At 70.4% G+C, this 25753-nt stretch carries 22 protein-coding genes and 2 pseudogenes; 7 read left to right on the top strand and 17 right to left on the bottom strand.

Annotation, left to right across the window (positions count from 1 at the left end; all coding sequences use genetic code 11):
* Positions 1 to 132: 132 nt before the first annotated feature.
* The 3 genes from glmS to GPA10_RS07640 all read right to left on the bottom strand — a co-directional run bounded on the left by glmS (position 133) and on the right by GPA10_RS07640 (position 3268).
* Complete coding sequence (glmS, locus tag GPA10_RS07650) at positions 133 to 1950, bottom strand: glutamine--fructose-6-phosphate transaminase (isomerizing) (RefSeq protein ID WP_058848514.1); 1818 nt, start codon at positions 1948 to 1950, stop codon at positions 133 to 135.
* Positions 1951 to 1980: 30 nt separating this feature from the next.
* Positions 1981 to 2238, bottom strand: a complete 258-nt coding sequence (locus tag GPA10_RS07645; RefSeq protein WP_058848515.1) for a hypothetical protein — start codon at positions 2236 to 2238, stop codon at positions 1981 to 1983.
* Positions 2239 to 2377: 139 nt separating this feature from the next.
* Positions 2378 to 3268: a DUF4429 domain-containing protein gene (locus GPA10_RS07640; RefSeq protein WP_157164797.1), complete on the bottom strand. Its 891-nt coding sequence runs from the start codon at positions 3266 to 3268 to the stop codon at positions 2378 to 2380.
* Between the two features lie 124 nt (positions 3269 to 3392).
* Here GPA10_RS07640 and GPA10_RS07635 point away from each other — a divergent pair, with 124 nt between their 5' ends.
* Positions 3393 to 5033 carry a family 20 glycosylhydrolase gene (locus tag GPA10_RS07635; protein ID WP_343040494.1) on the top strand — a complete coding sequence of 547 codons (1641 nt, stop codon included), beginning with the start codon at positions 3393 to 3395 and terminating at the stop codon, positions 5031 to 5033.
* 86 nt (positions 5034 to 5119) lie between these two features.
* On the opposite strand, the gene GPA10_RS07630 is transcribed toward GPA10_RS07635, so the two are convergent.
* The 10 genes and pseudogenes from GPA10_RS07630 to GPA10_RS07585 all read right to left on the bottom strand — a co-directional run bounded on the left by GPA10_RS07630 (position 5120) and on the right by GPA10_RS07585 (position 15272).
* The gene (locus GPA10_RS07630) at positions 5120 to 6904 is read right to left on the bottom strand and encodes an IucA/IucC family protein (protein WP_157164795.1); all 1785 of its coding nucleotides are present in this window, start codon (positions 6902 to 6904) and stop codon (positions 5120 to 5122) included.
* A gap of 161 nt (positions 6905 to 7065) precedes the next feature.
* Positions 7066 to 7650 (bottom strand): annotated as a pseudogene (locus tag GPA10_RS07625) (GNAT family N-acetyltransferase); the annotation flags it as partial.
* Positions 7647 to 8900 carry a lysine N(6)-hydroxylase/L-ornithine N(5)-oxygenase family protein gene (locus GPA10_RS07620; RefSeq protein WP_343040540.1) on the bottom strand — a complete coding sequence of 418 codons (1254 nt, stop codon included), beginning with the start codon at positions 8898 to 8900 and terminating at the stop codon, positions 7647 to 7649. The pseudogene GPA10_RS07625 and the gene GPA10_RS07620, both read right to left, overlap by 4 nt.
* Before the next feature lie 46 nt (positions 8901 to 8946).
* On the bottom strand, positions 8947 to 10389 hold the full coding sequence (locus GPA10_RS07615; RefSeq protein WP_157164792.1) for a pyridoxal phosphate-dependent decarboxylase family protein: 1443 nt from the start codon (positions 10387 to 10389) through the stop codon (positions 8947 to 8949).
* 295 nt (positions 10390 to 10684) lie between these two features.
* A complete protein-coding gene (locus GPA10_RS07610; protein ID WP_157164791.1) occupies positions 10685 to 11725 on the bottom strand; it encodes an ABC transporter substrate-binding protein in 1041 nt (346 codons plus the stop codon).
* 263 nt (positions 11726 to 11988) lie between these two features.
* Positions 11989 to 12528 carry a GntR family transcriptional regulator gene (locus GPA10_RS07605; RefSeq protein WP_157164790.1) on the bottom strand — a complete coding sequence of 180 codons (540 nt, stop codon included), beginning with the start codon at positions 12526 to 12528 and terminating at the stop codon, positions 11989 to 11991.
* Positions 12525 to 13073, bottom strand: a complete 549-nt coding sequence (locus GPA10_RS07600) for a GntR family transcriptional regulator (protein ID WP_343040493.1) — start codon at positions 13071 to 13073, stop codon at positions 12525 to 12527. The genes GPA10_RS07605 and GPA10_RS07600 overlap by 4 nt, the downstream gene beginning before the upstream one ends.
* A complete protein-coding gene (locus GPA10_RS07595; RefSeq protein WP_343040492.1) occupies positions 13066 to 13497 on the bottom strand; it encodes an NUDIX hydrolase in 432 nt (143 codons plus the stop codon). Before GPA10_RS07595 ends, GPA10_RS07600 begins: the two co-directional genes overlap by 8 nt.
* A gap of 1 nt (position 13498) precedes the next feature.
* A complete protein-coding gene (locus GPA10_RS07590) occupies positions 13499 to 14191 on the bottom strand; it encodes a YdcF family protein (protein WP_157164789.1) in 693 nt (230 codons plus the stop codon).
* Between the two features lie 13 nt (positions 14192 to 14204).
* Positions 14205 to 15272 (bottom strand): helix-turn-helix domain-containing protein, encoded by a 1068-nt coding sequence (locus GPA10_RS07585; RefSeq protein WP_343040491.1) that lies wholly within the window; start codon positions 15270 to 15272, stop codon positions 14205 to 14207.
* A gap of 127 nt (positions 15273 to 15399) precedes the next feature.
* Between GPA10_RS07585 and GPA10_RS07580 the strand changes: the two genes are divergently transcribed.
* From GPA10_RS07580 to GPA10_RS07565, 4 genes and pseudogenes are all read left to right on the top strand, one after another.
* Complete coding sequence (locus tag GPA10_RS07580; protein WP_198351532.1) at positions 15400 to 15810, top strand: hypothetical protein; 411 nt, start codon at positions 15400 to 15402, stop codon at positions 15808 to 15810.
* Positions 15810 to 16259 carry a hypothetical protein gene (locus GPA10_RS07575; RefSeq protein WP_246258940.1) on the top strand — a complete coding sequence of 150 codons (450 nt, stop codon included), beginning with the start codon at positions 15810 to 15812 and terminating at the stop codon, positions 16257 to 16259. The genes GPA10_RS07580 and GPA10_RS07575 overlap by 1 nt, the downstream gene beginning before the upstream one ends.
* Positions 16246 to 17275, top strand: a pseudogene (locus GPA10_RS07570) (adenosylhomocysteinase). The gene GPA10_RS07575 and the pseudogene GPA10_RS07570 overlap by 14 nt, the downstream one beginning before the upstream one ends.
* Positions 17276 to 17302: 27 nt before the next feature.
* A complete protein-coding gene (locus GPA10_RS07565) occupies positions 17303 to 17755 on the top strand; it encodes an NUDIX hydrolase (RefSeq protein WP_343040490.1) in 453 nt (150 codons plus the stop codon).
* 143 nt (positions 17756 to 17898) lie between these two features.
* Here the strand turns inward: GPA10_RS07565 and GPA10_RS07560 are convergent, their stop codons facing one another.
* From GPA10_RS07560 to GPA10_RS07545, 4 genes are read right to left on the bottom strand one after another with little or no spacing between them, the layout of a single operon-like run.
* A complete protein-coding gene (locus GPA10_RS07560; RefSeq protein ID WP_058848525.1) occupies positions 17899 to 19059 on the bottom strand; it encodes an acyl-CoA dehydrogenase family protein in 1161 nt (386 codons plus the stop codon).
* A gap of 5 nt (positions 19060 to 19064) precedes the next feature.
* Positions 19065 to 20045 carry a hydroxymethylglutaryl-CoA lyase gene (locus GPA10_RS07555; protein WP_157164788.1) on the bottom strand — a complete coding sequence of 327 codons (981 nt, stop codon included), beginning with the start codon at positions 20043 to 20045 and terminating at the stop codon, positions 19065 to 19067.
* Positions 20042 to 22072: an acetyl/propionyl/methylcrotonyl-CoA carboxylase subunit alpha gene (locus GPA10_RS07550; protein ID WP_157164787.1), complete on the bottom strand. Its 2031-nt coding sequence runs from the start codon at positions 22070 to 22072 to the stop codon at positions 20042 to 20044. The genes GPA10_RS07555 and GPA10_RS07550 overlap by 4 nt, the downstream gene beginning before the upstream one ends.
* Before the next feature lie 20 nt (positions 22073 to 22092).
* On the bottom strand, positions 22093 to 23709 hold the full coding sequence (locus GPA10_RS07545; RefSeq protein WP_157164786.1) for a carboxyl transferase domain-containing protein: 1617 nt from the start codon (positions 23707 to 23709) through the stop codon (positions 22093 to 22095).
* Between the two features lie 82 nt (positions 23710 to 23791).
* Here GPA10_RS07545 and GPA10_RS07540 point away from each other — a divergent pair, with 82 nt between their 5' ends.
* Both GPA10_RS07540 and GPA10_RS07535 read left to right on the top strand, forming a co-directional pair.
* A complete protein-coding gene (locus GPA10_RS07540) occupies positions 23792 to 24445 on the top strand; it encodes an SACE_7040 family transcriptional regulator (RefSeq protein ID WP_246258894.1) in 654 nt (217 codons plus the stop codon).
* A 143-nt stretch (positions 24446 to 24588) separates the two neighbouring features.
* Positions 24589 to 25746: an acyl-CoA dehydrogenase family protein gene (locus tag GPA10_RS07535; RefSeq protein WP_343040489.1), complete on the top strand. Its 1158-nt coding sequence runs from the start codon at positions 24589 to 24591 to the stop codon at positions 25744 to 25746.
* The last annotated feature ends 7 nt before the right edge of the window (positions 25747 to 25753 follow it).

Here is a 25753-nt window from a genome sequence, read left to right as displayed (position 1 = left end):
CCGAGGTAATGGGCGACCCCGGTCCCTCGAAGAGTGATCCCCTGTACGCCTGGTGGCACGTACAGGGGATCACTCGTGGGCGGTACGGCATGCGGTCAGCCGTGTGGACGCCGGCTACGCAGGCGTGACCGGCTACTCCACGGTGACCGACTTCGCCAGGTTGCGAGGCTTGTCGATGTCCCGGCCGAGGGCCAGGGCCGTGTGGTAGGCGAGCAGTTGCAGCGGAATGCCCATCAGGATCGGGTCGAGCTCGTCCTCGTTCTTCGGGACGACGATCGTGTGGTCGGCCTTCTCCTGCTCCCGGTGGGCGACCGCGAGGATGCGGCCGCTGCGGGCCTTGATCTCCTCCAGGGCCGCGCGGTTCTTCTCCAGGAGGTCGTCGTCGGGGACGATCGCGACGGTGGGCAGCGCCGGTTCGATCAGGGCGAGCGGACCGTGCTTCAGCTCGGACGCGGGGTAGGCCTCGGCATGGATGTAGGAGACCTCCTTGAGCTTCAGGGAGGCCTCGCGGGCCACCGGATAGCCGCGCACTCGGCCGATGAACAGCATCGACTTGGCCTCGGCGAACTCCTGCGCCAGCTTCTTGATCTCGTCCTCGCGCTCCAGCATCTGCTCGATCTGCGCGGGCAGTCGCCGCAGCCCCGCGATGATCCGCTTGCCGTCGGAGACCGACAGGTCACGGATGCGGCCCAGGTGCAGGGCGAGCAGCGCGAAGGCGACGGTGGTGTTGGTGAAGCACTTGGTGGAGACGACGCAGACCTCCGGGCCCGCGTGCACGTACACGCCCGCGTCGGCCTCGCGGGCGATCGCGGAGCCGACGACGTTGACGATGCCGAAGACCCGGGCGCCCTTGCGCTTGAGCTCCTGCACGGCGGCGAGCACGTCGTAGGTCTCGCCGGACTGGGAGACGGCCACGTACAGGGTGTCGGGGTCGACGACCGCGTTGCGGTAGCGGAACTCGGACGCGGGCTCGGCGTCGGCGGGGATGCGGGCCAGCTCCTCGATCATCTGGGCGCCGATCATGCCCGCGTGGTACGAGGTGCCGCAGCCGAGGATCTTGACGCGGCGCACCTTGCGGGCGTCGTGCGCGTCCAGGTTCAGGCCGCCGAGGTGCACGGTGGAGAAGCGGTCGTCGATGCGGCCGCGCAGGACGCGGTCCACGGCGTCGGCCTGCTCGAAGATCTCCTTGTGCATGTACGTGTCGTGGCCGCCCATGTCGTACGACTCGGCCTCCCACTCCACGGTGGTCGGCTCGGCCGAGGTGCGCGAGCCCTCGGTGGTGTACGTGCGGTAGTCGTCGGCCTTGATGGTGGCCATCTCGCCGTCGTCGAGGGTGACGACCTGGCGGGTGTGCGAGACGAGCGCGGCGACGTCGGAGGCGACGAACATCTCCTTCTCGCCGATGCCGAGGACGACGGGCGAGCCGTTGCGGGCCACCACGATGCGGTCGTTGAAGTCGGCGTGCAGGACGGCGATGCCGTACGTGCCCTCGATGTGCCGCAGCGCCTCGCGGACCCGGTCCTCCAGCTTCTCGGCAGTGGAGCGGGCGACGAGGTGGGTGAGGACCTCGGTGTCGGTCTCGGAGAGGAACGTGACGCCGTCGGCGATCAGCTTGGCGCGCAGCTCGGCGGCGTTGTCGATGATGCCGTTGTGGACGACGGCGACCTTGTTCTCCGCGTCCAGGTGCGGGTGGGCGTTCTCGTCGGACGGGGCGCCGTGGGTGGCCCAGCGGGTGTGGGCGATGCCGGTGGTGCCGGCGAAGCGCTTGGGGACGCGGGCCTCCAGGTCGCGGACGCGGCCCTTGGCCTTGACCATCTTCAGGCCGGTGGCCTTCGGACCGGTGATCACGACGCCCGCGGAGTCGTAGCCGCGGTACTCCAGGCGCTGGAGGCCCTCCAGGAGCAGCGGGGCGACGTCACGCTTGCCGATGTATCCGACAATTCCGCACATAAGGGTCCCTTGGGTGAGGTGTGGATGGGTCTAGCCGTAGACGATGCGCCGCAGCTGTCTGAGCGTGAGCTCGGGCGGCGCCACGGCGCGATACCGCAGGTCCGCAGCGATCCGCTCGAAGATCTCCGCGTTCACCAGGCCCTGACCCTGGAGTTCGCGGTGGCGGCGGCGGACATAGCTCTCGGCGGTCTCGTCGAAGTAGGCGAGGACGTCCTGGATCACCCGTAGCGCCTCACCCCGCTGGAGCGGGGTGGAGCGGGTCAGATGATCGACAAGGTCCTCGTGCACCCGTTGATCCTGGAACACCGAAGGGGCTTACGCAAGAATCCTGCCCGATATCGGGCAGGATGGCTCGCATCGACTGGAGGTGCGGTGGCTCACGTCGACTGGAGGCGCGGCGGCTCGCATCGACAGGAGATGCGGTGGCTCACATCCGCTTGAGCACCGCCTGCTTGGCCACGGTGAACTCCTCGTCGGTCAGGACGCCGCTCTGGTGCAGCTCGCCGAGTTCGCGAAGGCGCCGCAGGAGCGCGTCGTGGTCGTCCTCGGCCGCGGCGGCGGGCGGCGCCGCCCCGGAGATCTCCGCCGGTGCGCCGCCCGGCGCGGGCAGCGCCTTCGCGGCCGGGTGCGGGAGCCGGGCCTGCACGGCCGCCGCGACGAGCGCCATCAGCGGGTCCTTCTTGAAGCCCCACAGCTCCACGGAGTTCGGGTCGTACTTCGGCGGGGCCTTGGTGGGGGAGTTGCGCACCGAGAAGCGCAGATAGCCGTTCTCCAGGCCTATGGCCGGCTGCCACTCCACCGCGGCGACATCGGCCAGGGCGATGGTGCGGGTGCCCGCGGCGGCCTTGGCCTCCTCCGTCTTCCAGTTCCACTCCAGGCGGACGCGCTCACCGTCGAAGCTCACCGTGGCGTCACCGGCGGCGACCTGAAGCGGCACGGGCGGGCCCGGCAGCAGATAGCTGTCGGAGCCCTCGGCGGGCACCTGCTCCAGATGCAGCGCGTTGCGGACCTCGTCGACCATGTACTCCGCGACGCCGTGGCGGTCGGCCTCCACGGTGAGCTGGTACGGGTCGGAGGAGTCCGCGAGCTTGCCGCCCGTCGCTTGCAGCAGGGGGTCGGCGCCGTCGCGGAGGCGCAGCCGCAGCCGCCCGGTCTTCTTGCCCTGCTCGAAGGCGATGCCGGTCAACGCCGCGAGCGGCAGGGTGAGTTCACCGAGGGTCTTGCGCAGCAGGGAGACGTTCTTGTCGTGGCCCGGCACGAGCCGCAGCGTCTCTCCGTCGAAGGTCCAGGTCCCGTCGCGCTGGATGATTTCCGCCATGGAGGGATTCTCGCACCGCCGCTCGGCCGGTTGGTCTGCACCTTGACCCGGTCTGGGGTGCGCGGTACGCATGGTGACGGTTCGTCCGCGTCACATCCGCGTTGCCCGGCGAAGGGACCCGCTTGTGAGACAGCACCACGGAACGGCCTGTGTCCTCGGTTCACTCCTGCTGCTCGCCGCCGCCGGTACGTCGTCATCGGCGACCGCCCCCCGATCCGCGTCCGGCGCCGCCGCCGACCGGGCCGCGCCCGTACCGCTCGGCCGGATCGTGCCCGCGCCCCTGGCCGTCGACCCCGGCGGGCCCGGCTTCGAGATCACCGCGAAGACCCGTATCCGCGTCGGCAGCGGCAACGCCGAGGAGCGCCGCGTCGGCGAGTACCTCGCGGGCATCCTGCGCCCCTCGACGGGCTACCGCCTCCCGGTCACCGACCGCGAGGGCGGCGACGGCGGCGACGGCATCCGGCTGCGCATCAGCGCCGAGCCCGCGAACAAGGCGCTCGGCGACGAGGGCTACCGCGTCATCTCCGCGCGCGGCTCCCTCACCATCACCTCCTGGACGGCCACCGGCCTGTTCCACGGCGTGCAGACGGTGCGCCAGCAGCTGCCCGCGGCCGTGGAGAGGAGGACGCCGCAGCGCGGACCGTGGCGGATCGCCGGCGGCACCATCAAGGACAAGCCGCGCTACGCCTACCGCGGTTCGATGCTGGACGTGTCCCGGCACTTCTTCCCCGTCGAGCACGTCAAGCGCTACATCGACCAGCTGGCGCTGTACAAGATGAACAAGCTGCACCTGCATCTGAGCGACGACCAGGGCTGGCGGATCGCGATCGACTCCTGGCCCCGGCTCGCCACGTACGGCGGGTCCACGCAGGTGGGTGGCGGCCCCGGCGGCTACTACACCAAGGACCAGTACAGGGACATCGTCGCCCACGCCGCCGCCCGCGGCCTCCAGGTGATTCCCGAGATCGACATGCCGAGCCACACCAACGCGGCGCTCGCCTCCTACGCGGAGCTGAACTGCGACGGCGTCGCGCCGCCGCTGTACACGGGCATCGAGGTCGGCTTCAGCTCGCTGTGCGTGGCGAAGGACGTGACGTACGAGTTCGTCGACGACGTCGTCCGGGAGCTGGCCGCGCTCACGCCCGGCGGCCAGGTGCACATCGGTGGCGACGAGGCGCACTCCACCAGCCACGAGGACTTCGTGACGTTCATGGACAAGGTGCAGCCGATCGTCACCAAGCACGGCAAGGGCGTCATGGCATGGCACCAGCTGACCGAGACGACCCCGGTGCCGGGAGCAGTCGCGCAGTACTGGGGCTACGACCGCACCGGCCAGGCCGAGCGCGACCGGGTCGTGAACGCGGCGCGCAACGGCACCAGGCTGGTCCTGTCCCCGGCCGACCGCTCCTACCTGGACCACAAGTACGACAAGGACACGAAGCTCGGCCTGTCGTGGGCGGGCTATGTCGAGGTGCAGCGGGCCTACGACTGGGACCCGGGGACGTACCTCCAGGGCGCCCCCGCCGACGCGATCCTCGGCGTCGAGGCACCGCTGTGGACGGAGACCCTGTCGACGCCGGCGCAGCTCGACTACATGGCGTTCCCGCGGCTGCCCGGCATCGCCGAGCTGGGCTGGTCGCCCGCGGCCGCGCACGACTGGGGCAAGTACCGCACCCGGCTCGCGGAGCAGGCACCGCGCTGGGACGCCCTCGGCATGGACTACTACAGGTCGCCGCAGGTGCCGTGGCCGTCGTCCCGCCGCTAGCCGTACGGGTACGAGTACGGACACGGATACGGGTACGGGGGCGGGGCTCCGGAGGACCGTCTCCGGAGCCCCGCCGGTCATGGGGGCTAGGCGATCGGGTTCTTCAGCGTCCCGATCAGCTGGAGGGCGCCCGCCGGGTCGGCGAGGTCCAGCATCTGCTCGTTGTCGCGGAGCTGGAGCCGGTTCAGGCAGGACAGGGCGAACTCCGGGGCGAACATGTCGTACTGGCGGAACTTGTCGGCCAGCTCCGGCATGGAGTGCTGGTAGTCGCGTACGCACTCGGCGACCGTGCGCCAGAACGCGTCCTCCTCGATGATCCCCTCGGTGACGAGGTTCGCCGACAGGAAGCGGAAGAAGCAGTCGAAGACGTCGGTGAAGAGCGAAAGCAGCTTCCGGTCCTCGGGCACCTCCACGCGGACGCGCTCCACCTCGGGCGGCAGGACCGCCGTCGGGTCCATCACCGCGATCTCCTCGGCGATGTCCTTGAACAGGGCGCGCTGGACGACACCGTCCTTCAGGACGAGGATCACGTTCTCGCCGTGCGGCATGAACACCAGGTCGTACGCGTAGAAGCTGTGCAGCAGCGGCGTCAGATAGGCCCGCAGATAGCGGCGCAGCCACGCGGTGGGCGCGAGGCCCGAGCGCTCGATGAGGGCGGCGGCGAAGGACGCGCCGTCGCGGTCCGTGTGCAGCAGCGACGCCATGGTGGCGAGCTGCTCGCCCTCGCCGAGCGCGGGCACCGGGCTCTCGCGCCACAGTGCGGCGAGCATCTTCCGGTAGGGGGAGTAGCGGTCGGTGGCGGCCTCGTACTCCAGGTGCCGGTAGCCGACGGCGGCGCGCTCGCGGATGATGCCGAGCCCGGTCGACCTCAGCACCCCGTCGGCGGCGACCAGGCCCGCGAGCCAGTCGTTGATGGCCGGGGTCGCCTTCATGTACGCGGCGGAGAGCCCGCGCATGAAGCCCATGTTGACGACGGACAGGGCCGTCTTCACATAGTGCCTGGCGGGGTCGGAGGTGTTGAAGAACGTCCGGATGGACTGCTGGGCGAGGTATTCGTCGTCGCCCTCGCCGAGGCACACCAGGCGCCGGTCGGCGACCTCGGCGGCGAAGGTGACGGACAGCTTGTTCCACCACTGCCAGGGGTGGACGGGGATCAGCAGATAGTCCGCCGGGTCGAGGTCCTGGGCGCGCAGCACGGTGTCGAAGCGGGCGAGGGTCTCCGCGCCCAGCTCGGCGCGGAGGAACGACTCGTACTCCAGGCCCTCGCCCGCGGTGAACGCGGCCCGGTCGCGCCGGGCGGCGAGCCACATGAGCCGGACGGGGCTCGCGGTCTCGGGGGCGTACGAGAGGTACTCGTGCACGCCGAAGCCGAGCCGCCCGTTGTTCGCGACGAAGCACGGGTGGCCCTCGGTCATGCCGGTCTCGATCTCCTGGAACCCGGCGGAGACCAGCTCGGCGGCGCTGATGTGCGGCTTGGCGAGCTTGAAGCACGTACCGGAGAGGGTGGAGGAGATCTCCTCCAGGTACACCGGCAGGATCTTGTCGCCGATCCCGAGGGCGCCGCGCAGCTCGGTGAAGAACTCCAGGGCGTTCAGGGGCAGTTCGACGCCGTCGCGGTGCCGGGTGAGGGACGCGCCGTCGATCTGCCAGTGGTCGAGGGCGTGCAGGCGCGCGGCGAAGTGGTAGCGGACCTGCCCGTCGTCGCTGCGTACGACGTAGCGGCCCGACCCGAGGTCCTCGGGGCGGAGCAGCCGCTCGTGCGCGAACTCGGCGAGCGCCTTGCGGATGAGGAGGCGGGTGGCCTCGGCCCAGCGTTCCGGGGTGAGGTGGTCGACGGCGCCGGCCGGCGGAGCCAGGGACGTGCGGGTCATGTCAGTACTCCAGATACTCCGGGTGCTGCGGGTGCTGCGGGTGCTGCGGGTGCTGCGGGTGCTGCGGGTGCTGCGGGTGCTGCGGGTGCTGCGGGTGCTGAGGATGCTGCGGGTCCTGCGGTGGTTCGGGCGGGCCTGGTGGCGACGGCGCGGCGCACGACGGCCGCGTCGAACTGCTCCCGGGTGCAGAAGCTGAGCAGCGCTCGCTTCTCCGGCTTGTCGATCTCGCGCTCGGGCACGAAGCCGACGGTCTCGTTGAGCCGGTGCACGGCGGTGTTGGTGACGTCGGGCTCGACGACGACGCGGTGGGTGCGCGGGTCGGCGAACAGGTGCTCCATCACCGTGGTGATGACGGCCCGGGTGAAGCCGTGCACGGGCCGGTCGGTGGGGGCGACCAGGAAGTGCATGCCGACGTCGCCGGGCTCCGGCTCGTACAGGCCGACCAGTTCGATGTGGCGGGGGTCGTAGCGCTCCACGAGGAACGCGGGCTCCCCGTCGTGCAGCCCGATGTACGCGTCGTGGTGCGCGCTGGCGGCGATGCCCATGTACTCGCGCTCGACGTCCTGGAGCTTCGCGTCCTGGAACAGCCAGAAGGCGGACTTGGGGTGGGTGACCCAGGAGTGCACGAGCTCGGCGTCCTCGAAGGGGTCGAGGGGGCGCAGGGAGAGGGTGCCGACGCGGGCCCCGCCCCGTCTGGCGGGGCCGCTCGACCGACTGCTCGACCGGCTGCTCGTCCGACTGCTCATACGGCGAACTCCTGGAAGGCGATGGACTTCTCGACCGGGTAGACCTCGCGGTCCGCCATCTCGCGGATGATGTACGCGTTGCGGTACGGGCCCATGCCCAGGTCGGGGCTGGTCAGCGAGTGGGTGTGGACGGCGGCGTTCTGGAGGAAGACGCCGCGCCCGGTGGTGTCGACGGAGTAGTTGCGGGCCACGTCGAACCGCCCGCGCCCGTCGAAGCGCAACCGCTCCCGCAGCGGCTCCAGGAAGCCCGGGACGGCGTACCGGTAGCCGGTGGCGAGGACGAGTCCCTCGGTGGTCATCTCGAAGTCCTTGCCCTGCTCCTCCTGGCGGAGGGCGAGGGTGTAGACGCCGTTCTCGTACCGGGCGGAGCGCAGGGAGGAGTGGGTGAGGAGCCGGGTGGGCACGGGCCCGTCGAGGCTCTTCCGGTACAGCAGATCGAAGATGGCATCGATCAGCTCACCGTCGATACCCTTGAAAAGGCCCTTCTGGTCGCTCTCAAGGCGGTAACGGGTGTCCTCGGGCAGCGCGTGGAAGTAGTCGATGTACTCCGGAGAGGTCATCTCCAGGGTCAGTTTCGTGTACTCGAGGGGAAAGAACCGCGGGGACCTGGTGACCCAGTTGAGCCGGTACCCGTGCACGTCCATCTCGCTGAGCAGGTCCTGATAGATCTCAGCGGCGCTCTGCCCACTCCCGACGACGGTGATGGAGTTCTTCTTCTGCAACTCCTCCTTGTGCTCCAGATAGCGCGAGTTGTGGAGGAAGTCGCCGCCGAGGCCCTTGCAGGCGTCGGGGAGGTGCGGCGGGGTGCCGGTGCCGAGGACGAGGTGGCGGGCGCGGAGGGTGTCGCCGGAGGCGGTGATGACGACGTACAGGTCGCTCTCGTCCTCGTACGCCGTCGCTGTGACGGTCGTACCGAACCGCACGGAGGAGAGTTTCGCGGCGGCCCAGCGGCAGTAGTCGTTGTATTCGCGGCGCAGCGGATAGAAGTTCTCACGGATGTAGAAGGAGTAGAGCCGCCCGGATTCCTTCAGGTAATTGAGGAAGGAGTACGGGGACGTGGGGTCGGCCAGGGTGACGAGGTCGGAGAGGAAGGGCGTCTGGAGGTGGGCGCCCTCCAGGAACATGCCGGAGTGCCACTCGAAGTCCGGCTTGGACTCCAGGAAGAGGCCGTGCAGGTCGTCGAGGGGTTCGGTGAGGCAGGCGAGACCGAGGTTGAAGGGCCCGAGCCCGACCCCGATGAAGTCGTACACGGACTCGGACCGGTTCGGGGTGGCCGTCGGCTGCGCGTCGCGGAGGTCAGCTGGCGCGGTCAAGGTTCTCTCCCAGGTACTGCTCGGCGTGGCCGGCGATCAGATCGAGGACGGCGGCGATGTCGGCGGCCGTGGTCTCGGGGTTGAGCAGGGTGAACTTCAGGTACTGCCGGTCGCCCACCTTGGTGCCCGCGACCACGGCGTCACCGGAGGCGAACAGCGCCTTGCGGGCGTACAGGTTGGCGCGGTCGACGGTGGCGGGGGCGGTGACGGCCCGCGGTATGTACCGGAAGACGAGCGTGGACAGCTGCGGCTGCGTCACGACGTCGAAGCGCGGGTCGGCGGCGAGCAGGTCGAAGCCCTCGGCGGCCAGGGCGCAGACCTCGTCGAAGAGGTCGCCGACGGCGTCCGCGCCCATCACGCGCAGCGTCATCCACAGTTTCAGGGCGTCGAAGCGGCGGGTCGTCTGCAGGGACTTGTCCACCTGGTTGGGGATGCGTTCCTGCACCGCGCGCCGGGGGTTGAGGTACTCCGCGTGGTAGGTGACGTGGCGGAGGGTGGCGCCATCCCTGACAAGCAGCGCGGACGAACTCACGGGCTGGAAGAAGGACTTGTGGTAGTCGACGGTGACGGAGTCGGCGCGCTCGATGCCGTCGAGGAGGTGGCGCCGGGTGCGGGAGGCGAGCAGGCCGCAGCCGTAGGCGGCGTCGACGTGCAGCCACGTCCCGTACCGCGCGCAGAGGTCGGCGATCTGAGGCAGCGGGTCGATGGAGCCGAAGTCGGTGGTGCCCGCGGTGGCGACGACGGCCATGGGGACGAGGCCCTCCTCCTCCAGGCGGGCCAGCTCGTGGGCGAGCGCGGCGGCGCGCATGCGCTTGTCGCGGTCGGTGGGGATGACGACGACGGCGTCAGGGCCGAGCCCGAGCATCTTGGCGGCCTTCTGCACGCTGAAGTGCCCGACCTCGGAGGCGAGCACGCGCAGCCGGGCGGGGGAGTCGGTCTTCGCCTCCTCGCGGGCGAGCAGCAGCGCCTGGAGGTTGGACTGGGTGCCGCCGGAGGTGAACACGCCGTCGGCGGCGGGCCCGAGCCCGATGCGCTCGGTCGTCCAGTCGACGAGGCGGCGCTCGATGAGGGTGCCGCCGGCGGACTGGTCGAAGGTGTCGAGGGAGGAGTTCACGGCGGTCAGGACGGCCTCGCCGAGGACGGCCGGGATGACGACGGGGCAGTTGAGGTGGGCGAGGTAGCGGGGGTGGTGGAAGTAGACGGCGTCGCGGAGGTACAGCTCGTCGAGTTCGTCGAGGGCGGCGGCGGTGTCGTGCAGGGGGGTGTCGAGGTCGACGGCCTCGACGCGGGGGGAGAGGTCGTCGGCGACGACGCCGGTGAACGGGCGGGAGGTGGTGGCGATTCTGGCCGCCACCCGCTCGACTCCTTCGGTCACGGAGGCGCGGTAGCGCTCCGTGGTGGTGTCGTTGAGCAGGTGCGAGCGCATGAACGGTCCTCCAGGTGAGGGGACTTGGTCGCGCCTCGGGGCAGGGCACAGCGGGGAGGCCCCGGGGCGCGACGTGGAACTTAGGTTAGCCTAACCTAAGTCTCTATTGGTGTTGAGCCTGGGGGTCACGAAGGGCTCTGTGGTGGTCGGGACGGCAGCGAAAAGCGCCGCCCGGCTGCGAAGGCAGCGGGGCGGCGCTGGGTGGTTGGAGCCCGTCCGGCGACGGAGGACGAGCCAGGCCGGAGGCCGCGATGGGCGGCGCCCAAGGCTGCCGCTCACCCCGCCCCGTCCAGGTTCAGGAAACCTTCTTCGCCTTCTCGATGGCCTCGGCCAGGTCCTCCAGGATCGGCGCGCACTTGTCGTACGAGAAGATCGGCTCCGTGACCCGCGGAATGACCTGCCCGGCCTTGACGGCGGGGAGCTTCGCCCAGGTGGGCTTCTGGTCGGCGAGGCCGGAGGGCTGGAGGGCGGAGGTGCGGTTGTCCATCATGATGACGTCGGCCTTGTACTTGTCGACGTTCTCCCAGGACAGGTTCTCGAACCAGCCCCCGCTCTCCTTCAGGGTCTTCGCGGGCGGCTCGACGAGGTTCACGCCGAGGGCCTTGAAGTACTCGAGGTCGGCGGAGAGGTTGGACCCGGAGACGTAGAAGATGTCCTGGCTGGCGGAGCCGACGAGCACCTTGATCTCCGGCCGGGACTTCGCGGCCTTGCGCAGCCGCTCGGCGGCGGCCTCGAAGCGCTTCTTCGCCTGGACGACCTTGTCGGCCTTCACATCGGCGCCGAGGGACTCGGCGAGGGCGAGCAGCCGCTCCAGGGGCTTGGTCATCTGCCGGTCGTAGACCGAGATGCCGACGCTCGGGGCGAGCTTCAGGATCTTGTCCTTGGAGGCCTCCGGGACGTACCAGAGAGTCCCCTTGTCGTCGAACATGGTGGAGAGCAGCACGTCCGGCTGGAGCCCGACGTACTTCTCGATGTTGAACTGGTCCCAGGCGTTGCCGAGGATGGTCACCTTGCTGATGTCCATGTCACCGGCCTGGACGTCCGGCTTGCCGTCCTTGGTCTTCGTCGGGCCGAAGACGCCCTTGACCTCGATGCCGTAGTCGAACAGCGCGGCGGCGACGCCCGTGAACGCGACGATGTTCTTGGGCGTGGAGCCGGTCTTGGCCGTCTCTCCCCGGTCGTCCTTGAACGACCAGGCACCGCCGTCCTTCGTGCCCCCCTTGCCGCCCTTGTCCCCCTTGTCGTCCCCGCAAGCTGCGAGAACGGCGGTGAGGCCGAGGGCGCCACCTGCGGCGAGGATGCCGCGGCGCGAGGGCTTGCGGGGGGTCTGGGGCATGGGGGTCTCTGCTTTCGTACGGGGTCCTGGCCGGAAGTTTCGCTTAGGCTAACCTAACCTCCCACCGGGTGCGCGCTACCCCCCTGCCTCAGCGGGCGCGTCCCCTCAGCGCCACCTCATGGGGCTCCTGCCCTCTCCCTCCATCGGCCTCCTGCCTCGTCCTCGGGCGCCGGACGGGCTGTAGGGCGGTGATCCCGCCCTTCTTGCGCGGCTCCTACAGCGCACAGTGCCTCGGTGTTGCCCGCCCCTGCCGGTAGGGGCGGTCACTCGGCCGTGAACTCGTACTGCAACTCGTGGAGGTGTCCGGCCATGACCATGACCGTCGCCTCGATGGGGCGGTCGTCGTCGCTGTGGACGACGCGCAGGGTGCGGAGCACGGGCAGGCCGCCGGTGAGGTTCAGGGCGGACGCCACGTCGGCGGGTGGTTCGAGCTCCGCGACATCCAGCAGCGTGCTGCGTGCCCGCACCCCAGGTTTCGTGTTTTCGCTGAGCCAGCGATAGGGCTTGCCCGCGTCCGCCGGAGCCATGTAGGAGGCGGGGCGCATCGTCTGCTGCCGGTGTTCGCGGACGGTGACGGCTGCTCCGGCGCGGCCGATGACGAGCTGTTCGTCCTTCAGAAGCTGCAACGCCTTCTGAATGGTGGCGTTGGACGCCTCGAAGCGTGCCTTGAGCTGGTTCGTGGAGGGCAGCTTCGCGCCGGGTGGCAGGTCGCCGCTCATGATCTCGTCCCGGAGATCGGAGGCGATCCGCTCGTGCAGTGAGCGCCTGTCGGGGAAGCCGGTGTCGGTGGCGGGCACTGTCAACGCTCTCCGATCCTGATCTCGTAGCGCAGCCGCTGCCGATGGGCGGGCATCACCATCAAGTCCACCTGGAACGGCTGGTTGTCACCGTCCAGTGTGACCCTGCTCAGCCGCAGGACGGGCTCGTCCGGGCCGAGGAGCAGGGCTTCGCGCTCGTCCGCGGTGGGCATGCGGGCCGTGACGTCCTCGCGGACACGCGCGCCGATGTGCCCGAGCTGGGCGAGGAGGGTCACGGCTCCGCCGGGGATCTTCTTCTTCTCCGCGAGACGCGTCCCGCGGGCGATGCTCGCCGGATAGTAGGTGTCGGTCAGCTCGCACGGCGCGTCGTCGAGTTGGATCAGACGGCGCCGCACGACGACCGTCTCGCCCGCGGCTAGGCCGAGCAGGGCGGACACCTCCTCGGGCGCCGGTACCTCACCGGCATGCGTGATGCGCTGGCTGCCCTTGCCCCCTCGGGCAGCGGCCTCCGCGCCCCAGGCGTCGGACTGACCCGCCCCTCGCGGCGTCAGATACGGCATCGAGACGCTCACCCAGGTGCTGTCACTCACGGTGTCCTCCCGGGGAGGAAAGGAAGAGGGCGAGTGGTCCTGCGGGCAGGAGGAAGCGTCCCGCGGCGGCGGCGGTGAGGGCGTCGCTCATGGGCCACCAGGACAGTGCGAAGCTTGTCTCGGACGGGGTCGGCTCCCGGGGTCCGGGAGTCAGCTTCCGCGCTTCGTAGAGGTGGACGCGCGCGGCCGACTCCAGGGTGATCGCATATGAGCCGAGCGCCCGCCACCGGGCGGCGGTGATCCCGGCCTCCTCGCGCAGCTCCCGCCGGGCGCACTCCTCGGGACTCTCTCCGTCCTCGCGGCGCCCGCCGGGAAGGAACAGGTGGGCCCCGCCGTGTTTTGGGAAGTCGGCGCTGAGCAGTGCTACCGCGCCGGTGGCGTCGCGAGCCACGGTGACGAACGCGACGCGGGTTGGGGCGGGCACCTCAGGACGACCCGATGAGCCGGCTGTCGAACCCGGAGCGCAGGAGGCGCTCGTAGGCGGCGTGGACCTCCGTCGGCACCTCCTGCTCCAGGGCGAATCCCCGCTTCGGGTACTCGATCACCCGTTGGAGGTCGCCGACCAGCATGTCCACGACCAGCTTCTCGTCGCCGATGGACTTGACGTAGTCGTCGAACGTGAGCGGTTCGGAGGCGCAGACGATCTCGACCCCGGGCCACAGCTTGAGGCATGTGGCGTACGAGCGGCGCTCCATATACGGCTTGGAGATCAGGAGCAGCGAGGAGACGTCGACGCCTGCCGCGCGCAGCACCTCGCGCGACAGCGTGATGTTCTCGCCGGTGTTGCCCGCCGCGGTCTCCAGGAGGATGGCCTCGTCGGGTACGCCCAGGTCGAGCGCGTGCTCGCGGTAGTGGACCGCTTCACCACGCGGGAAGCGGGCCGCCGTGGTCGGGCTGTTGCCGCCGCTGAACACGATCACGGGGAAGAGGCCGTCGCGGTACAGCTCGGCCGCGGCCGTGGCCACGCCCAGGTCGTGGCTGCCGAGGCCGATGGCTGCCGAGCAGGGCCGTGGCTCGTGGTGCAGTTGGTGGTACTTCCACACGAGGTTGGCGTCGGTCCATTGCACATCGGTGATCGTGTGCTCTCCATGGTCGGGCACAGGGACTCCCCGGGTCATTGTCGTTGGCCACTCACCTCGACAGGGCGGCCGACGGGCCGTCGTACGGCCGCCGGATGCCTTCGATGCTGCGCAATTGATGACTCAGGCCGTACTGCGTGGCCACACGCGCCGCGTGATCGAGGACGGTCAGCCCATCATTCCGCGTTGCCGCGTCGGACAGAAGGATGTGCCCGTGCGCGGTGTCCAGTCGCACGCGCTGCATTGGTGAGTCGACCGCACCGCTCTGCCGAGCGATGCCGATGCATCGGAGGGCTTGTGCGAGCGCCCCGGAGCCACGGTGCGACAGGGCAAGCTTCTGATGAGCCACCGACCATTCCTCAGGCTCGCCAAGATCCTCGAACGCACGGATGGCGGCGGTCATGACCCGCATGGCGTACTCGTCGTTGCCCTCCTTGCTGAGCGCCGTACCGATCCACAAACGAGCCCGAGCCCTGTCACGGAGACTTAGGCGCTCGTCGTCGGCGAGCTGCTCGTACTGGCGCGCGGACGCTGCGAGACGACCGGACATCTCGTCGATGACTGCAAGCGAGAGTTCGATCTGTGCCGTGCGGCGTGGGATGTCGAGCTCGGAGAACAGCCTGTGTGCGGTGATGTACGACTGGCGAGCGGACAACGGGCCGAGAACCGCTCCCTGATCGCGATGCAGGTCCCCGAGGAGCACGAGCGAACGCCCGTAGAGATACAAGCCCTTGTCGTCCAGTCCGTGAGGGTCGGTCGGGCCGAGCCATCGGTTCAGAAGGCTTGAGGCGAACGTGAAGTTCTGACGGCTCAGGGAGACGATGACGCGGTCGATGTCCTCGGACCACGTCTCGTAGCGGGCGTGCGTGCCGGTGTGCTGCCCGGCACCTGAGCGCATCGCCTCGAACCGGGCATGCACGGCTGGGTCGGCGCGAGCGAGCGCGGTGTCGAGAATGGCCTGGGTGTCGGGCCGTGGCTGTGTGGCATCGCTCAGCTTCTCCCACTTGCAGACCGTACGCAGCGCGACGCCGAGATGGTCGGCGAACGCACGGGTGCTCATGCGCAGAGCGGAGCGCAAGGCTTTGGCTTCTCGGCCGGTCCACTGCTGCACGCTGGCCACGGGCTGCCTCCCTCTGCCACGTATCGAAGCACGGCAGGCGTGTCGGCGAAGACGACGGAGCGGAAGTGCAACGGAAGTGCAGCAAGTGGTCATTTCATGGCCGGTGAGCTGACGAGAAGCTTCAGACATGCAACCCATCACGGAGTGCCGCGAAGTCAACGGACCCTACGTCCATGGCTTCTTGCGCCGCACGACGATCGGCGGGGCCCGGAATACCGCGCTCGCTGTAGCGCTGGCTGAGTTCTGTCGACAGCACGAGCTATCGCTGTGCGGCCTTTTCACCGAGCGGGAGACGCCAGGCGAAGCGCACTCGCGGGCCTTCGCTGGTCTGCTGGACGTCCTCGCGCTGCCGGACGCGTACGGGGTGGTCCTGCCTTCCCTCAGCCACCTCGGACCGGGGCATCTTGCCGCAGGGCGTGAGCGGCAGATACAGGCGTTGAGCTCACGTCTCCTTGTGATTCGTTCCGTCGCACCGAGGCGCAGCAACGGCCACCCCATCGAGCCGGACCCGATCGTGCGGCAAAGGAGCGGTGCGTGATGGCTTCCGTACGCGAGGCATTGCGCACCGCCCCGCTCGCCGACAACACCCCTGGCCTGCACTTGCTCGCGCTAGGTGAGGAATGGGACGTCGTACGGGTTCCGGCCGGACCAGGCTTTCTGGCACTCGCGAGGTTGCGCGCGACCGAGGAGCACCTCGGCCCTGTGCTTTACGACCTGCCGAGCGAACGGCTCTACTACGCCGTTCCGATTGGCGGCAGCGGCACGTGGCGCGACCCGTCGGTGCGTCTGCTGTCCGCGGGCTCCTGGCTGGTCGCCCCCAGCCCGTACCGTGCCGACGACTGGTTCGGAGGCTGGTGCGAGCTGCCGGACGACAGCACCCTCACAGACGCCGACGCACTACGCCGTGCCCTGGGGGAACAGAACGCCGACGAGCCCGCACGCCCCGAAACCACCGTGACGACGGAGCCAAGCCATGGAATCCTTTGAGTGCGCTCGGCTCGACGCCTTCTTCTGTCGCATCGCTACCCGCTTCACACCCGTCGAGCGCCCCACCGCGTTCCTGATCACGCATCTGTTACCGGAACGCCCGGCATTCGTCCGGGGCGTAGCACGCGTCACCGAACTCCGCGCCGTACTGCCCAAACCGAAGTCCGTGCACGCCCCCGCGAGCCGCCGGCCGCCCTGTCGTCCTGCTCGACGTCGGCGGCTACTTCGCCCCCCTCGATCGAGTCGCTGTGCACCCGCTTCACGGGCCGGATCCTGGGTGTCGTCGAGGACACCGAGACGGACACCGTCGCTACGCCGACCTCGACAAGCTGCCCTGTCCGGTCGTCTCGGTGGCCCGCTCGCCCCTGAAGGATCCCGAGGACTTCCTCGTCGGGCAGTCGGTCGTGTTCTCGACCGAGGCACTCATGCGCGGCCGCGGCGACATCCCGCAGGGCCGCGCCGCCCTCGTGATCGGCTTCGGCAAGCTGGGGTCCAGCATCGCCCGCCTACTGCATGCCAAGGGCGTCAGAGTCACGGTGTACGACATCGACCCTGTGCGCCGCGCTCAGGCGCTCTCCCAGGGCTTCGCGGTAGCCCGCGATCGCGCAGCCGGACTCGGCGACGCCGGACTCGTGCTGTGCGCGACGGGGGCGCTGTCGCTGAGCGCCGAGGACTTCCCCAGGCTGCGCAACGGCGCGTACGTCGCCACGGTGACCAGCAGTGAAGACGAACTTGAGCTCGCAGGCCTGCCCGACGTGTACGAGCGCACCACGATCGATGAGCACGTCACCCGCTACCTGACGACGGGCCACTACTTCTACCTGCTCAACGGCGGCAACGCCGTCAACTTCCTGCACGGCGCAAGCGTGGGCCCGTTCATCCACCTCGTACAGGCCGAAATTCTCGCCGCCACCGCCGCCCTCGCCCGCGGCGCTCTCGATCCCGGAATGCACGAGGCCGGTCCGGCTGACCGCGCCGCCATCGCCACCACCTGGCTCGACTACTTCAATCGCTGACCACTGCAATCGGTAAGGAAGTCCACCGTGCCCGTCACTGCCGACCACATCCGCGAGACCCTCGATGCCTACCTCGCCGCCCACCCCGACGAGAAGGGCCTGCTCGCCCGTCTCGAAGAACTCCTCGACACCGGGGCCGACCTCGCCAGCCGGAAGGAGTTCCGCGGTCACGTCACCGCCGGGCGGTCCTCGCCGACCCCACGGGCCGGGTCCTCCACATCAAGCACCTCGCCCTGGACCGCTGGCTCCTGCCCGGCGGACACCGGGCACCGCCCCGTACACATCGACGCTCACGCCATCCCCGCCAACCCCGCCAATGACGAGCCCGCGCACCGACACTTCGACTTCCGGTTCCTTTTCCGCACCTCGGCCGACGTCGTGGAACCGCAGACCGAAGAGGTCACGGCCGCGGCTTGGCGCGACGCCGACGCCATCGAGGACACGGCGCTGCGCCGCCGGGTGCGTGAGGCGCTGCGCTGAGGAGTCGGAGCGCGCGTACGCCCGGGCAGGCCCGAGCGCCGGACGGGCCGGGGCTGTTCAGCCCGTCCGGCGTTTGAGGACAAGCGCGCAGCGCGAGGAAAGGGCGGGTGGGTGGGGGAAGAGGGAAAGGGAGCGGAGCGGCCTCAGCCCGTGAGGCCCAGTTCTCGGGCGATCAGCATGCGCTGCACCTCACTCGTCCCCTCCCCGATCTCCAGGATCTTGGAGTCCCGCCACATCCGCGCCACCGGGTACTCGTTCATGAAGCCGTACCCGCCGTGGATCTGCGTGGCCTCGCGCGCGTTGTCGACGGCGATCGTCGAGGAGTGCAGCTTCGCGAGGGCCGCCTCCTTCTTGAAGGGCTCGCCCGCGACCAGGCGCGACGCCGCGTCCCGCCAGGCGAGGCGGGCCGTGTACGCCTTCAGCTCCATGTCGGCGATCTTGAACTGGATGGCCTGGTTCGAGCCGATCGGGCGGCCGAAGGCGTGCCGCTCCTTCGCGTACTTCACCGACTCGTCGACACAGCCCTGCGCCAGGCCCGTGGCGAGCGCCGCGATCGCGATCCGGCCCTCGTCCAGGATGCGGAGGAACTGGGCGTAGCCGCGGCCGATCTCCCCGAGCAGGTTCGCCCGCGGTACCCGTACGTCCGCGAAGGACAGCTCCCGGGTGTCCGAGGCGTTCCAGCCCACCTTGGAGTACGGCGCCGCGACAGTGAAGCCCGGCGTGCCGGACGGGACGATGATCGAGGAGATCAGGGGCTTGCCCGACTCCGAGCGGCCCGTCACCGCGGTCACCGTCACCAGGCCCGTGATGTCCGTACCGGAGTTGGTGATGAAGCACTTCGTGCCGTTGATGACCCACTCGTCCGTGGCCTCGTCCAGGCGCGCCGTCGTCCGCGTGCCGCCCGCGTCCGAGCCGCCGTCCGGCTCGGTCAGGCCGAACGCGCCCAGCGTCTCGCCCGCGCACAGCCGCGGCAGCCACTCCCTCTTCTGCTCCTCGGTGCCGAAGAGGTGCAGCGGCATGGCGCCCAGGGAGACGCCTGCCTCCAGGGTGATGGCCACCGAGGAGTCGACCCGTGCCAGTTCCTCCAAGGCGATGCCAAGCGCCAGATAGTCGCCGCCCATGCCGCCGTACTCCTCCGGGAACGGCAGCCCGAACAGCCCCATGCGGCCCATCTCGCGCACGATCTCGTACGGGAACTCGTGCCGCTCGTAGAGGTCGCCGATCTTCGGTGCGACCACGTCGTGTGCGAACTCCTCCACGGTGCGCCGGAGTTCCTCGTGCTCGGGGGAGAGGTGGTGATCCATGGCTTTCACTGCTCCTGGTGGGAGAGGGCACGCACGGTGCGGGACGGGCTCGGTCGGCCCAGCTGGCCGGCCATCCACACGCTGGTGGCGGTGAGACGGCCGAGGTCGACCCCGGTCTCGATGCCGAGGCCTCGAAGCATCCACACGAGGTCTTCGGTGGCGAGGTTTCCGGTGGCGCTCTTGGCGTACGGGCAGCCGCCGAGGCCGCCCGCGGACGCGTCCACGGTGCTCACCCCGTGCCGCAGCGCCGCCAGCGTGTTGGCGAGCGCCTGGCCGTACGTGTCGTGGAAGTGCACGGCGAGGAGGTTCGTGGGCACGCCCTCGTCGTTCAGGGCCCTGAGCAGCGTTTCCACGTGGCCCGGTGTCGCCACGCCGATCGTGTCGCCCAGGCTCAGCTCGTCGCAGCCCAGGTCGAGCAGCGCCTTGCAGACCCGGACCACCTGCGGGACCGGGACCGGGCCCTCCCAGGGGTCCCCGAAGCACATGGAGAGGTAGCCGCGTACGTGCACCAGGTCGTCCGGCGCCTCGGACTCCTTCGCCCGCGCCACCACCGGCTCGAACATCGCGAGCGCCTCGTCCACCGTGCGGTTCAGGTTGGCCTTGGCGAAGGACTCCGTGGCGCTGGCGAAGACGGCCACCCGGCGGGCGCCGAGCGCCAGCGCCCGGTCCAGGCCTCGGGCGTTCGGGACCAGGACGGGGAGGTCGACCCCCTCCAGGTCCCGGACCCGGGGGAACAGCTGCTCCGCGTCCGCCAGCTGCGGCACCCACTTGGGGTGCACGAAGCTCGTCGCCTCGATCGTCGTCAGGCCCGCCTCGGCCAGGCGGTGGACGAACTCCGCCTTCACCTCCGTCGGGACCGTGGCCTTCTCGTTCTGGAGGCCGTCCCTGGCGCCCACCTCGTGGATGCGGACCCGGGGCGGGAGGCCGTCCGCCGGTACGACCATGGGCAGGGGGCCGCCCGGAGGGTTCGACGGTTCGGCTGTCATGACGACTCCTCGTCCGCCGGGACCACCACGGCAAGGACCTGGTCCATCGCCACCGTGCTGCCCGGAGTGACGTCCAGTTCGGTCACCGTGCCCGCGTGCGGCGCGGAGATCACGTGCTCCATCTTCATCGCCTCCACCACCAGGAGGCTCTGGCCCGCCGTCACCTCGTCGCCCGGGGACACCTTGACGACCGTGACCGTGCCGGGCATGGGCGCCGTCAGGGCGTCCGCTCCCGCGTGGGCCGCGCCCGACAGGGCCGCCTGAACGGGGTCGTGGTCCTGGACGTGCCAGGCGTCGCCGTCCCTGCCCAGCCAGTCGGCCGTGTGGTGGAAGGTGTGGGTGCGGCCGTCGACGTGGAGGGTGACCGTGGGGGTCCCTGCCGGGGGCTCCCCGAGCCCGCCCCTTCCCGAAACCGGGGGCGAGCCCCCGGGCCCCCAGGCAGTTTCGCCGGAGGGAAGCCGGATCTCGGTACCCCCGTCACCGAGGCGGGTGTGCACGGCAACCGGGTCGTGACCCGGTACACGCAGGTGGTGCACCGTCCACGCCGCCTCCCCGCCGAGCCGCCACCCGCTCCCCACCGAGAACGGATCCACCCAGCCCCCGGCCACCGGCGTCGAGGCGTCGGCCCGCACCAGCGCCGCAGCCAGATAGACCTCGGCCGGGACGTCCCCGTCGACCAGGCCCTCGACCTCCCGCTCCACCAACCCGGTGTCCAGCTCCCCGGCCACCACCGCCGGATGAGCCAGCAGCCGCCGCAGGAAGCCCGCGTTCGTCGGCACCCCCAGCGTCACCGTGCCCGCGAGCGCCGCCCGCAGCTTCCGCAGCGCGGTCGCGCGGTCCGGTCCGTACGCGATGACCTTCGAGAGCATCGGGTCGTACAGGCTCCCGACCTCCGTGCCCTCGCTGAGCCCGGAGTCCGTGCGCACCCCGTCGCCGGAGGGCTCGTGGAGGGCGAGGACGGTGCCGCCCGAGGGAAGGAAGCCGCGGGCGGGGTCCTCGGCGCACAGGCGGGCCTCGACCGCGTGGCCGGTGAGGCGGACGTCCTCCTGGCCGAAGGGCAGCGGCTCGCCCGCCGCCACCCGCAGCTGCCACTCCACCAGGTCCACGCCCGTGATCAGCTCCGTGACAGGGTGCTCGACCTGGAGGCGGGTGTTCATCTCCATGAAGTAGTACGAGGCCGGGTCGTCGCCGGGCACGATGAACTCGACGGTGCCCGCGCCCACGTATCCGCAGGAGCGCGCCGCCTCCACGGCGGCGGCCCCCATCGCGGCGCGCGTCGCCTCGTCGAGCAGGACGCTCGGGGCCTCCTCGATGATCTTCTGGTGGCGGCGCTGGAGGGAGCACTCGCGCTCGCCGAGGTGCAGGACGTTGCCGTGGCCGTCGGCGAGCACCTGGATCTCGATGTGCCGGGGGCGGTCCACCCAGCGCTCGACGAGCAGGGTGTCGTCGCCGAAGGAGGCGCGGGCCTCGCGCCGGGCGGCGGCGATCTCCTCACCGAGCAGCGCCTCGTCCCGGACCAGGCGCATGCCCTTGCCGCCGCCGCCCGCGGAGGGCTTGAGGAGGACGGGGGTGCCGATGTCCCGTGCGGCGGCGATCAGTTGGTCGTCGGTCAGGCCGCTGCCGGACGAGCCGGGCACCACCGGTACCCCGGCCGCCCGTACCGTCTCCTTCGCGCGGATCTTGTCGCCCATCAGGTCGATCGCGGACGCGGGCGGCCCGATGAAGGCGAGGCCCGCGTCCGCGCAGGCCTGCGCGAAGGCGGCGTTCTCGGCGAGGAAGCCGTAGCCGGGGTGGACGGCCTGGGCGCCCGAGGAGGCGGCGGCCGCGAGGAGGCGCTCCGCGGAGAGGTAGCTCTCGGCGGCGGGGGCCGGGCCGAGGCGCACCGCGGTGTCGGCCTCGCGCACGTGCCGGGCGTCGGCGTCGGCGTCGGAGAACACGGCCACCGAACGGACGCCGAGGGCCCGCAGCGTACGGATGACGCGTACCGCGATCTCGCCGCGGTTGGCCACGAGGACTGTGTCGAACATGCTCATTGGGTGTCTGCCCCTCACATCCGGAAGACGCCGAAGCCGCGTTCGCCGAGCGGCGCCCCGGCACACGCGGTCAGTGCCAGGCCGAGGACCTGGCGGGTCTCCAACGGGTCGATGACGCCGTCGTCCCACAGCCGTGCCGTGGCGTAGTAGGCGCTGCCCTGCTCCTCGTACTGCGCGCGGACCGGGGCCTTGAAGGCCTCCTCGTCCTCCGGCGACCAGGTCTCCCCGCGCGCCTCCAGCTGGTCGCGCTTGACGGTCGCGAGCACGGACGCGGCCTGCTCGCCGCCCATCACCGAGATCTTGGCGTTGGGCCACATCCACAGGAAGCGCGGCGAGTACGCCCGGCCGCACATGGAGTAGTTGCCCGCTCCGTACGAGCCGCCGACCACGACCGTCAGCTTCGGCACGCGGGTGCACGCCACGGCCGTGACCATCTTCGCGCCGTGCTTGGCGATGCCCCCGGCCTCGTAGTCACGGCCGACCATGAAGCCGGAGATGTTCTGGAGGAAGACCAGCGGGATGCCGCGCTGGTCGCACAGCTCGATGAAGTGCGCGCCCTTCTGGGCGGACTCCGAGAACAGGATGCCGTTGTTCGCGACGATGCCGACCGGGTGCCCGTGGATGTGCGCGAAGCCCGTCACCAGCGTCTGGCCGTACTCCGCCTTGAACTCCGCGAAGCGCGAGCCGTCGACGACGCGGGCGATGACCTCGCGCACGTCGTAGGGCGTGCGGGAGTCCACCGGCACCGCGCCGTACAGACCGAGCGGGTCCACCTTCGGCTCCTCGGCCGGGCGGACCTCCCACGGCAGGGCATCGCGCGCGGGCAGCGTGGAGACGATCGTGCGGACGATGCGCAGGGCGTGCGGGTCGTCCTCCGCGAGGTGGTCGGTGACGCCCGAGACCCGCGAGTGGACCTCGCCGCCGCCCAGCTCCTCCGCCGTGACGACCTCGCCGGTCGCCGCCTTCACCAGGGGCGGGCCGCCCAGGAAGATCGTGCCCTGGTTCCGGACGATCACGGCCTCGTCGCTCATCGCGGGCACGTACGCGCCGCCCGCCGTGCAGGAGCCGAGGACGGCCGCGATCTGCGGGATGCCCGCGCCCGAGAGCCGCGCCTGGTTGTAGAAGATCCGCCCGAAGTGCTCCCGGTCGGGGAACACCTCGTCCTGCATCGGCAGGAAGGCGCCGCCCGAGTCCACCAGATACACACAGGGGAGGTGGTTCTCCAGGGCCACCTCCTGCGCGCGCAGGTGCTTCTTCACCGTCATGGGGTAGTACGTGCCGCCCTTGACGGTGGCGTCGTTGGCGACGATCACGCACTCGCGCCCGCTGACCCGGCCGATGCCCGCGATCACCCCCGCCGCGGGGGCGTCGCCGCCGTACAGGCCGTCGGCCGCGAGCGGCGCGATCTCCAGGAACGGCGAGCCGGGGTCGAGGAGGGCGTCCACGCGGTCGCGCGGCAGCAGCTTGCCGCGCGCGACATGCCGCTGCCGGGCGCGCTCGCCGCCGCCGAGGCGGGCCGCGGCGAGCTTGCCGCGCAACTCCTCGGCCAGGGCGCGGTGCGCCGCCTCGTTGGACCGCCAGGCGTCCGAGGCGGGATCCGCCGCGCTCGCGAGGACTGGTGCCTGTTGCATCCGCCGGTCTCCCACTGTTAGTGAGCGTTAACGTATGCGTTCAGGTTAACGACCGCTAACGACGCTGTCTAGAATTGCTTCCATGGCCACCAGGACCGACGCCCTCACCCGCCGCGAACAGATCCTCAAGGAAGCCGCCCGGCTCTTCGCCGAGCGCGGCTTCCACGGTGTCGGCGTCGACGAGATAGGGGCTGCCGTGGGCATCAGCGGACCCGGTCTCTACCGCCACTTCGCGGGCAAGGACGCGATGCTGGCCGAGCTGCTCGTGGGCATCAGCGAGCAGCTCCTGCGGGGCGGCGAGCGGCGGGCCGCCGAGTCCGCCGGGTCGCCCGGTGCCGCGCTCGACTCGCTCATCGAGGGCCATATCGACTTCGCCCTCGACGACCGCCCCTTGATCACTCTCCACGACCGCGAGCTGGACCGCCTCCGGGACAGCGACCGCAAGCTGGTCCGCTCGCTCCAGCGGCGGTACGTGGAACTGTGGGTGACGGCGGTACGGGACGTGTACCCGGCGCTGGCGGAGGCGGAGGCGCGGGCGTCCGTGCACGCCGTCTTCGGGCTCCTGAACTCCACCCCGCACCTCGGGCGGGCCGGCTCGCTGCCGGACCGGGAGGCGATGGCGGGCCTGCTGCGCCGCCTGGCGCACGGCGCGCTGGCGGCGGCGGGAGGAAATCCGAGCCTGCTCGGGGAGGATGCGAGCCCGGCCCGAGAGGAATCGAGCCCGTCCGGCGTTTGAGGACGAGGAAGGCCGAAGGCCGCGACATACGGCAAGCTACCCGCCAGTCACAGTTCTCGCTCTGGACGGCCACAGAAACCCGCGGGTAACCTCACCTGAGCAAGCGCTTAGCAGAGGCGCTATCCGGGAGAGGGAGTCAGGCCGTGCGGCGTACCGTCTTCAACGAGGACCACGAGGCATTCCGGGACACCGTCCGGGCCTTCATCGAGGCCGAGGTCGTCCCCGTGTACGACGAGTGGTTCGCGGCGGGCCAGGCGCCCCGGGACTTCTACTACAAGCTCGCCGAGCTCGGCGTCTTCGGCATCCGCGTGGACGAGGAGTACGGCGGCGCGGGCATCGACTCGCACAAGTTCGAGGCGGTCATGTACGAGGAGACGGCCCGCGCGGGCGTCTCCTTCGGCGGCTCCGGCGTGCATGTGCTGCTCGGCCTGCCGTACATCCAGATGCTCGCCACCGACGAGCAGAAGAAGCGCTTCCTGCCGAAGTTCGTCTCCGGCGAGGAGATGTGGGCGCTCGCCATGACCGAGCCGGGCACCGGCTCCGACGTCGCCGGCATGAAGACCACCGCCAAGCTCTCCGACGACGGCACGCACTACGTCCTCAACGGCGCCAAGACCTTCATCACCGGCGGTGTGCACGCCGACCGCGTGATCGTCTGCGCCCGCACCTCCGCACCGCGCGAGGACGACCGCCGCTTCGGCATCTCCCTGTTCGCCGTCGACACCGCCTCCGCGGGCTACTCCGTCGGCCGCAAGCTCGACAAGCTCGGCCTGAAGGTCTCCGACACCGCCGAGCTGGCCTTCGTCGACGTCGAGGTGCCGGTCGAGGACCTGCTCGGCGAGGAGAACAAGGGCTTCGCCTATCTCGGCCACAACCTCGCGTCCGAGCGCTGGGGCATCGCCTTCGGCGCCTACGCGCAGGCCAAGGCCGCCGTCCGGTTCGCCAAGGAGTACGTGCAGGAGCGCACGGTCTTCGGCAAGTCCGTCGCCCACTTCCAGAACACCAAGTTCGAACTGGCCGCCTGCCAGGCCGAGGTGGACGCGGCCGAGGCCGTCGCCGACCGCGCCCTTGAGGCCCTGGACGCGGGCGAGCTGACCCCGGCCGAGGCCGCGTCCGCCAAGCTCTTCTGCACCGAGGTCGCCCACCGCGTCATCGACCGCTGCCTCCAGCTGCACGGCGGCTACGGCTTCATGAACGAGTACCCGATCGCGCGCCTGTACGCCGACAACCGCGTGAACCGCATCTACGGCGGCACCAGCGAGGTCATGAAGATGATCATCGCCAAGTCGATGGGCCTGTAACCCCGCG

The sequence above is a fragment of the Streptomyces typhae genome (assembly GCF_009755605.1).
In the GTDB taxonomy this organism is placed as follows: Bacteria; Actinomycetota; Actinomycetes; order Streptomycetales; family Streptomycetaceae; genus Streptomyces; species Streptomyces typhae.
This window is presented reverse-complemented; position numbering and strand designations above follow the sequence as displayed.

Bases quoted from the DNA above. Each gene is read 5' to 3' on its own strand.
- glmS (WP_058848514.1), bottom strand. From the start codon at position 1,950: ATGTGCGGAATTGTCGGATACATCGGCAAGCGTGACGTCGCCCCGCTG.
- GPA10_RS07640 (WP_157164797.1), bottom strand. From the start codon at position 3,268: ATGGCGGAAATCATCCAGCGCGACGGGACCTGGACCTTCGACGGAGAG.
- GPA10_RS07630 (WP_157164795.1), bottom strand. From the start codon at position 6,904: ATGACCCGCACGTCCCTGGCTCCGCCGGCCGGCGCCGTCGACCACCTC.
- GPA10_RS07615 (WP_157164792.1), bottom strand. From the start codon at position 10,389: ATGCGCTCGCACCTGCTCAACGACACCACCACGGAGCGCTACCGCGCC.
- GPA10_RS07610 (WP_157164791.1), bottom strand. From the start codon at position 11,725: ATGCCCCAGACCCCCCGCAAGCCCTCGCGCCGCGGCATCCTCGCCGCA.
- GPA10_RS07590 (WP_157164789.1), bottom strand. From the start codon at position 14,191: ATGACCCGGGGAGTCCCTGTGCCCGACCATGGAGAGCACACGATCACC.
- GPA10_RS07580 (WP_198351532.1), top strand. From the start codon at position 15,400: ATGCAACCCATCACGGAGTGCCGCGAAGTCAACGGACCCTACGTCCAT.
- GPA10_RS07575 (WP_246258940.1), top strand. From the start codon at position 15,810: ATGGCTTCCGTACGCGAGGCATTGCGCACCGCCCCGCTCGCCGACAAC.
- GPA10_RS07560 (WP_058848525.1), bottom strand. From the start codon at position 19,059: ATGGATCACCACCTCTCCCCCGAGCACGAGGAACTCCGGCGCACCGTG.
- GPA10_RS07555 (WP_157164788.1), bottom strand. From the start codon at position 20,045: ATGACAGCCGAACCGTCGAACCCTCCGGGCGGCCCCCTGCCCATGGTC.
- GPA10_RS07550 (WP_157164787.1), bottom strand. From the start codon at position 22,072: ATGTTCGACACAGTCCTCGTGGCCAACCGCGGCGAGATCGCGGTACGC.
- GPA10_RS07545 (WP_157164786.1), bottom strand. From the start codon at position 23,709: ATGCAACAGGCACCAGTCCTCGCGAGCGCGGCGGATCCCGCCTCGGAC.
- GPA10_RS07540 (WP_246258894.1), top strand. From the start codon at position 23,792: ATGGCCACCAGGACCGACGCCCTCACCCGCCGCGAACAGATCCTCAAG.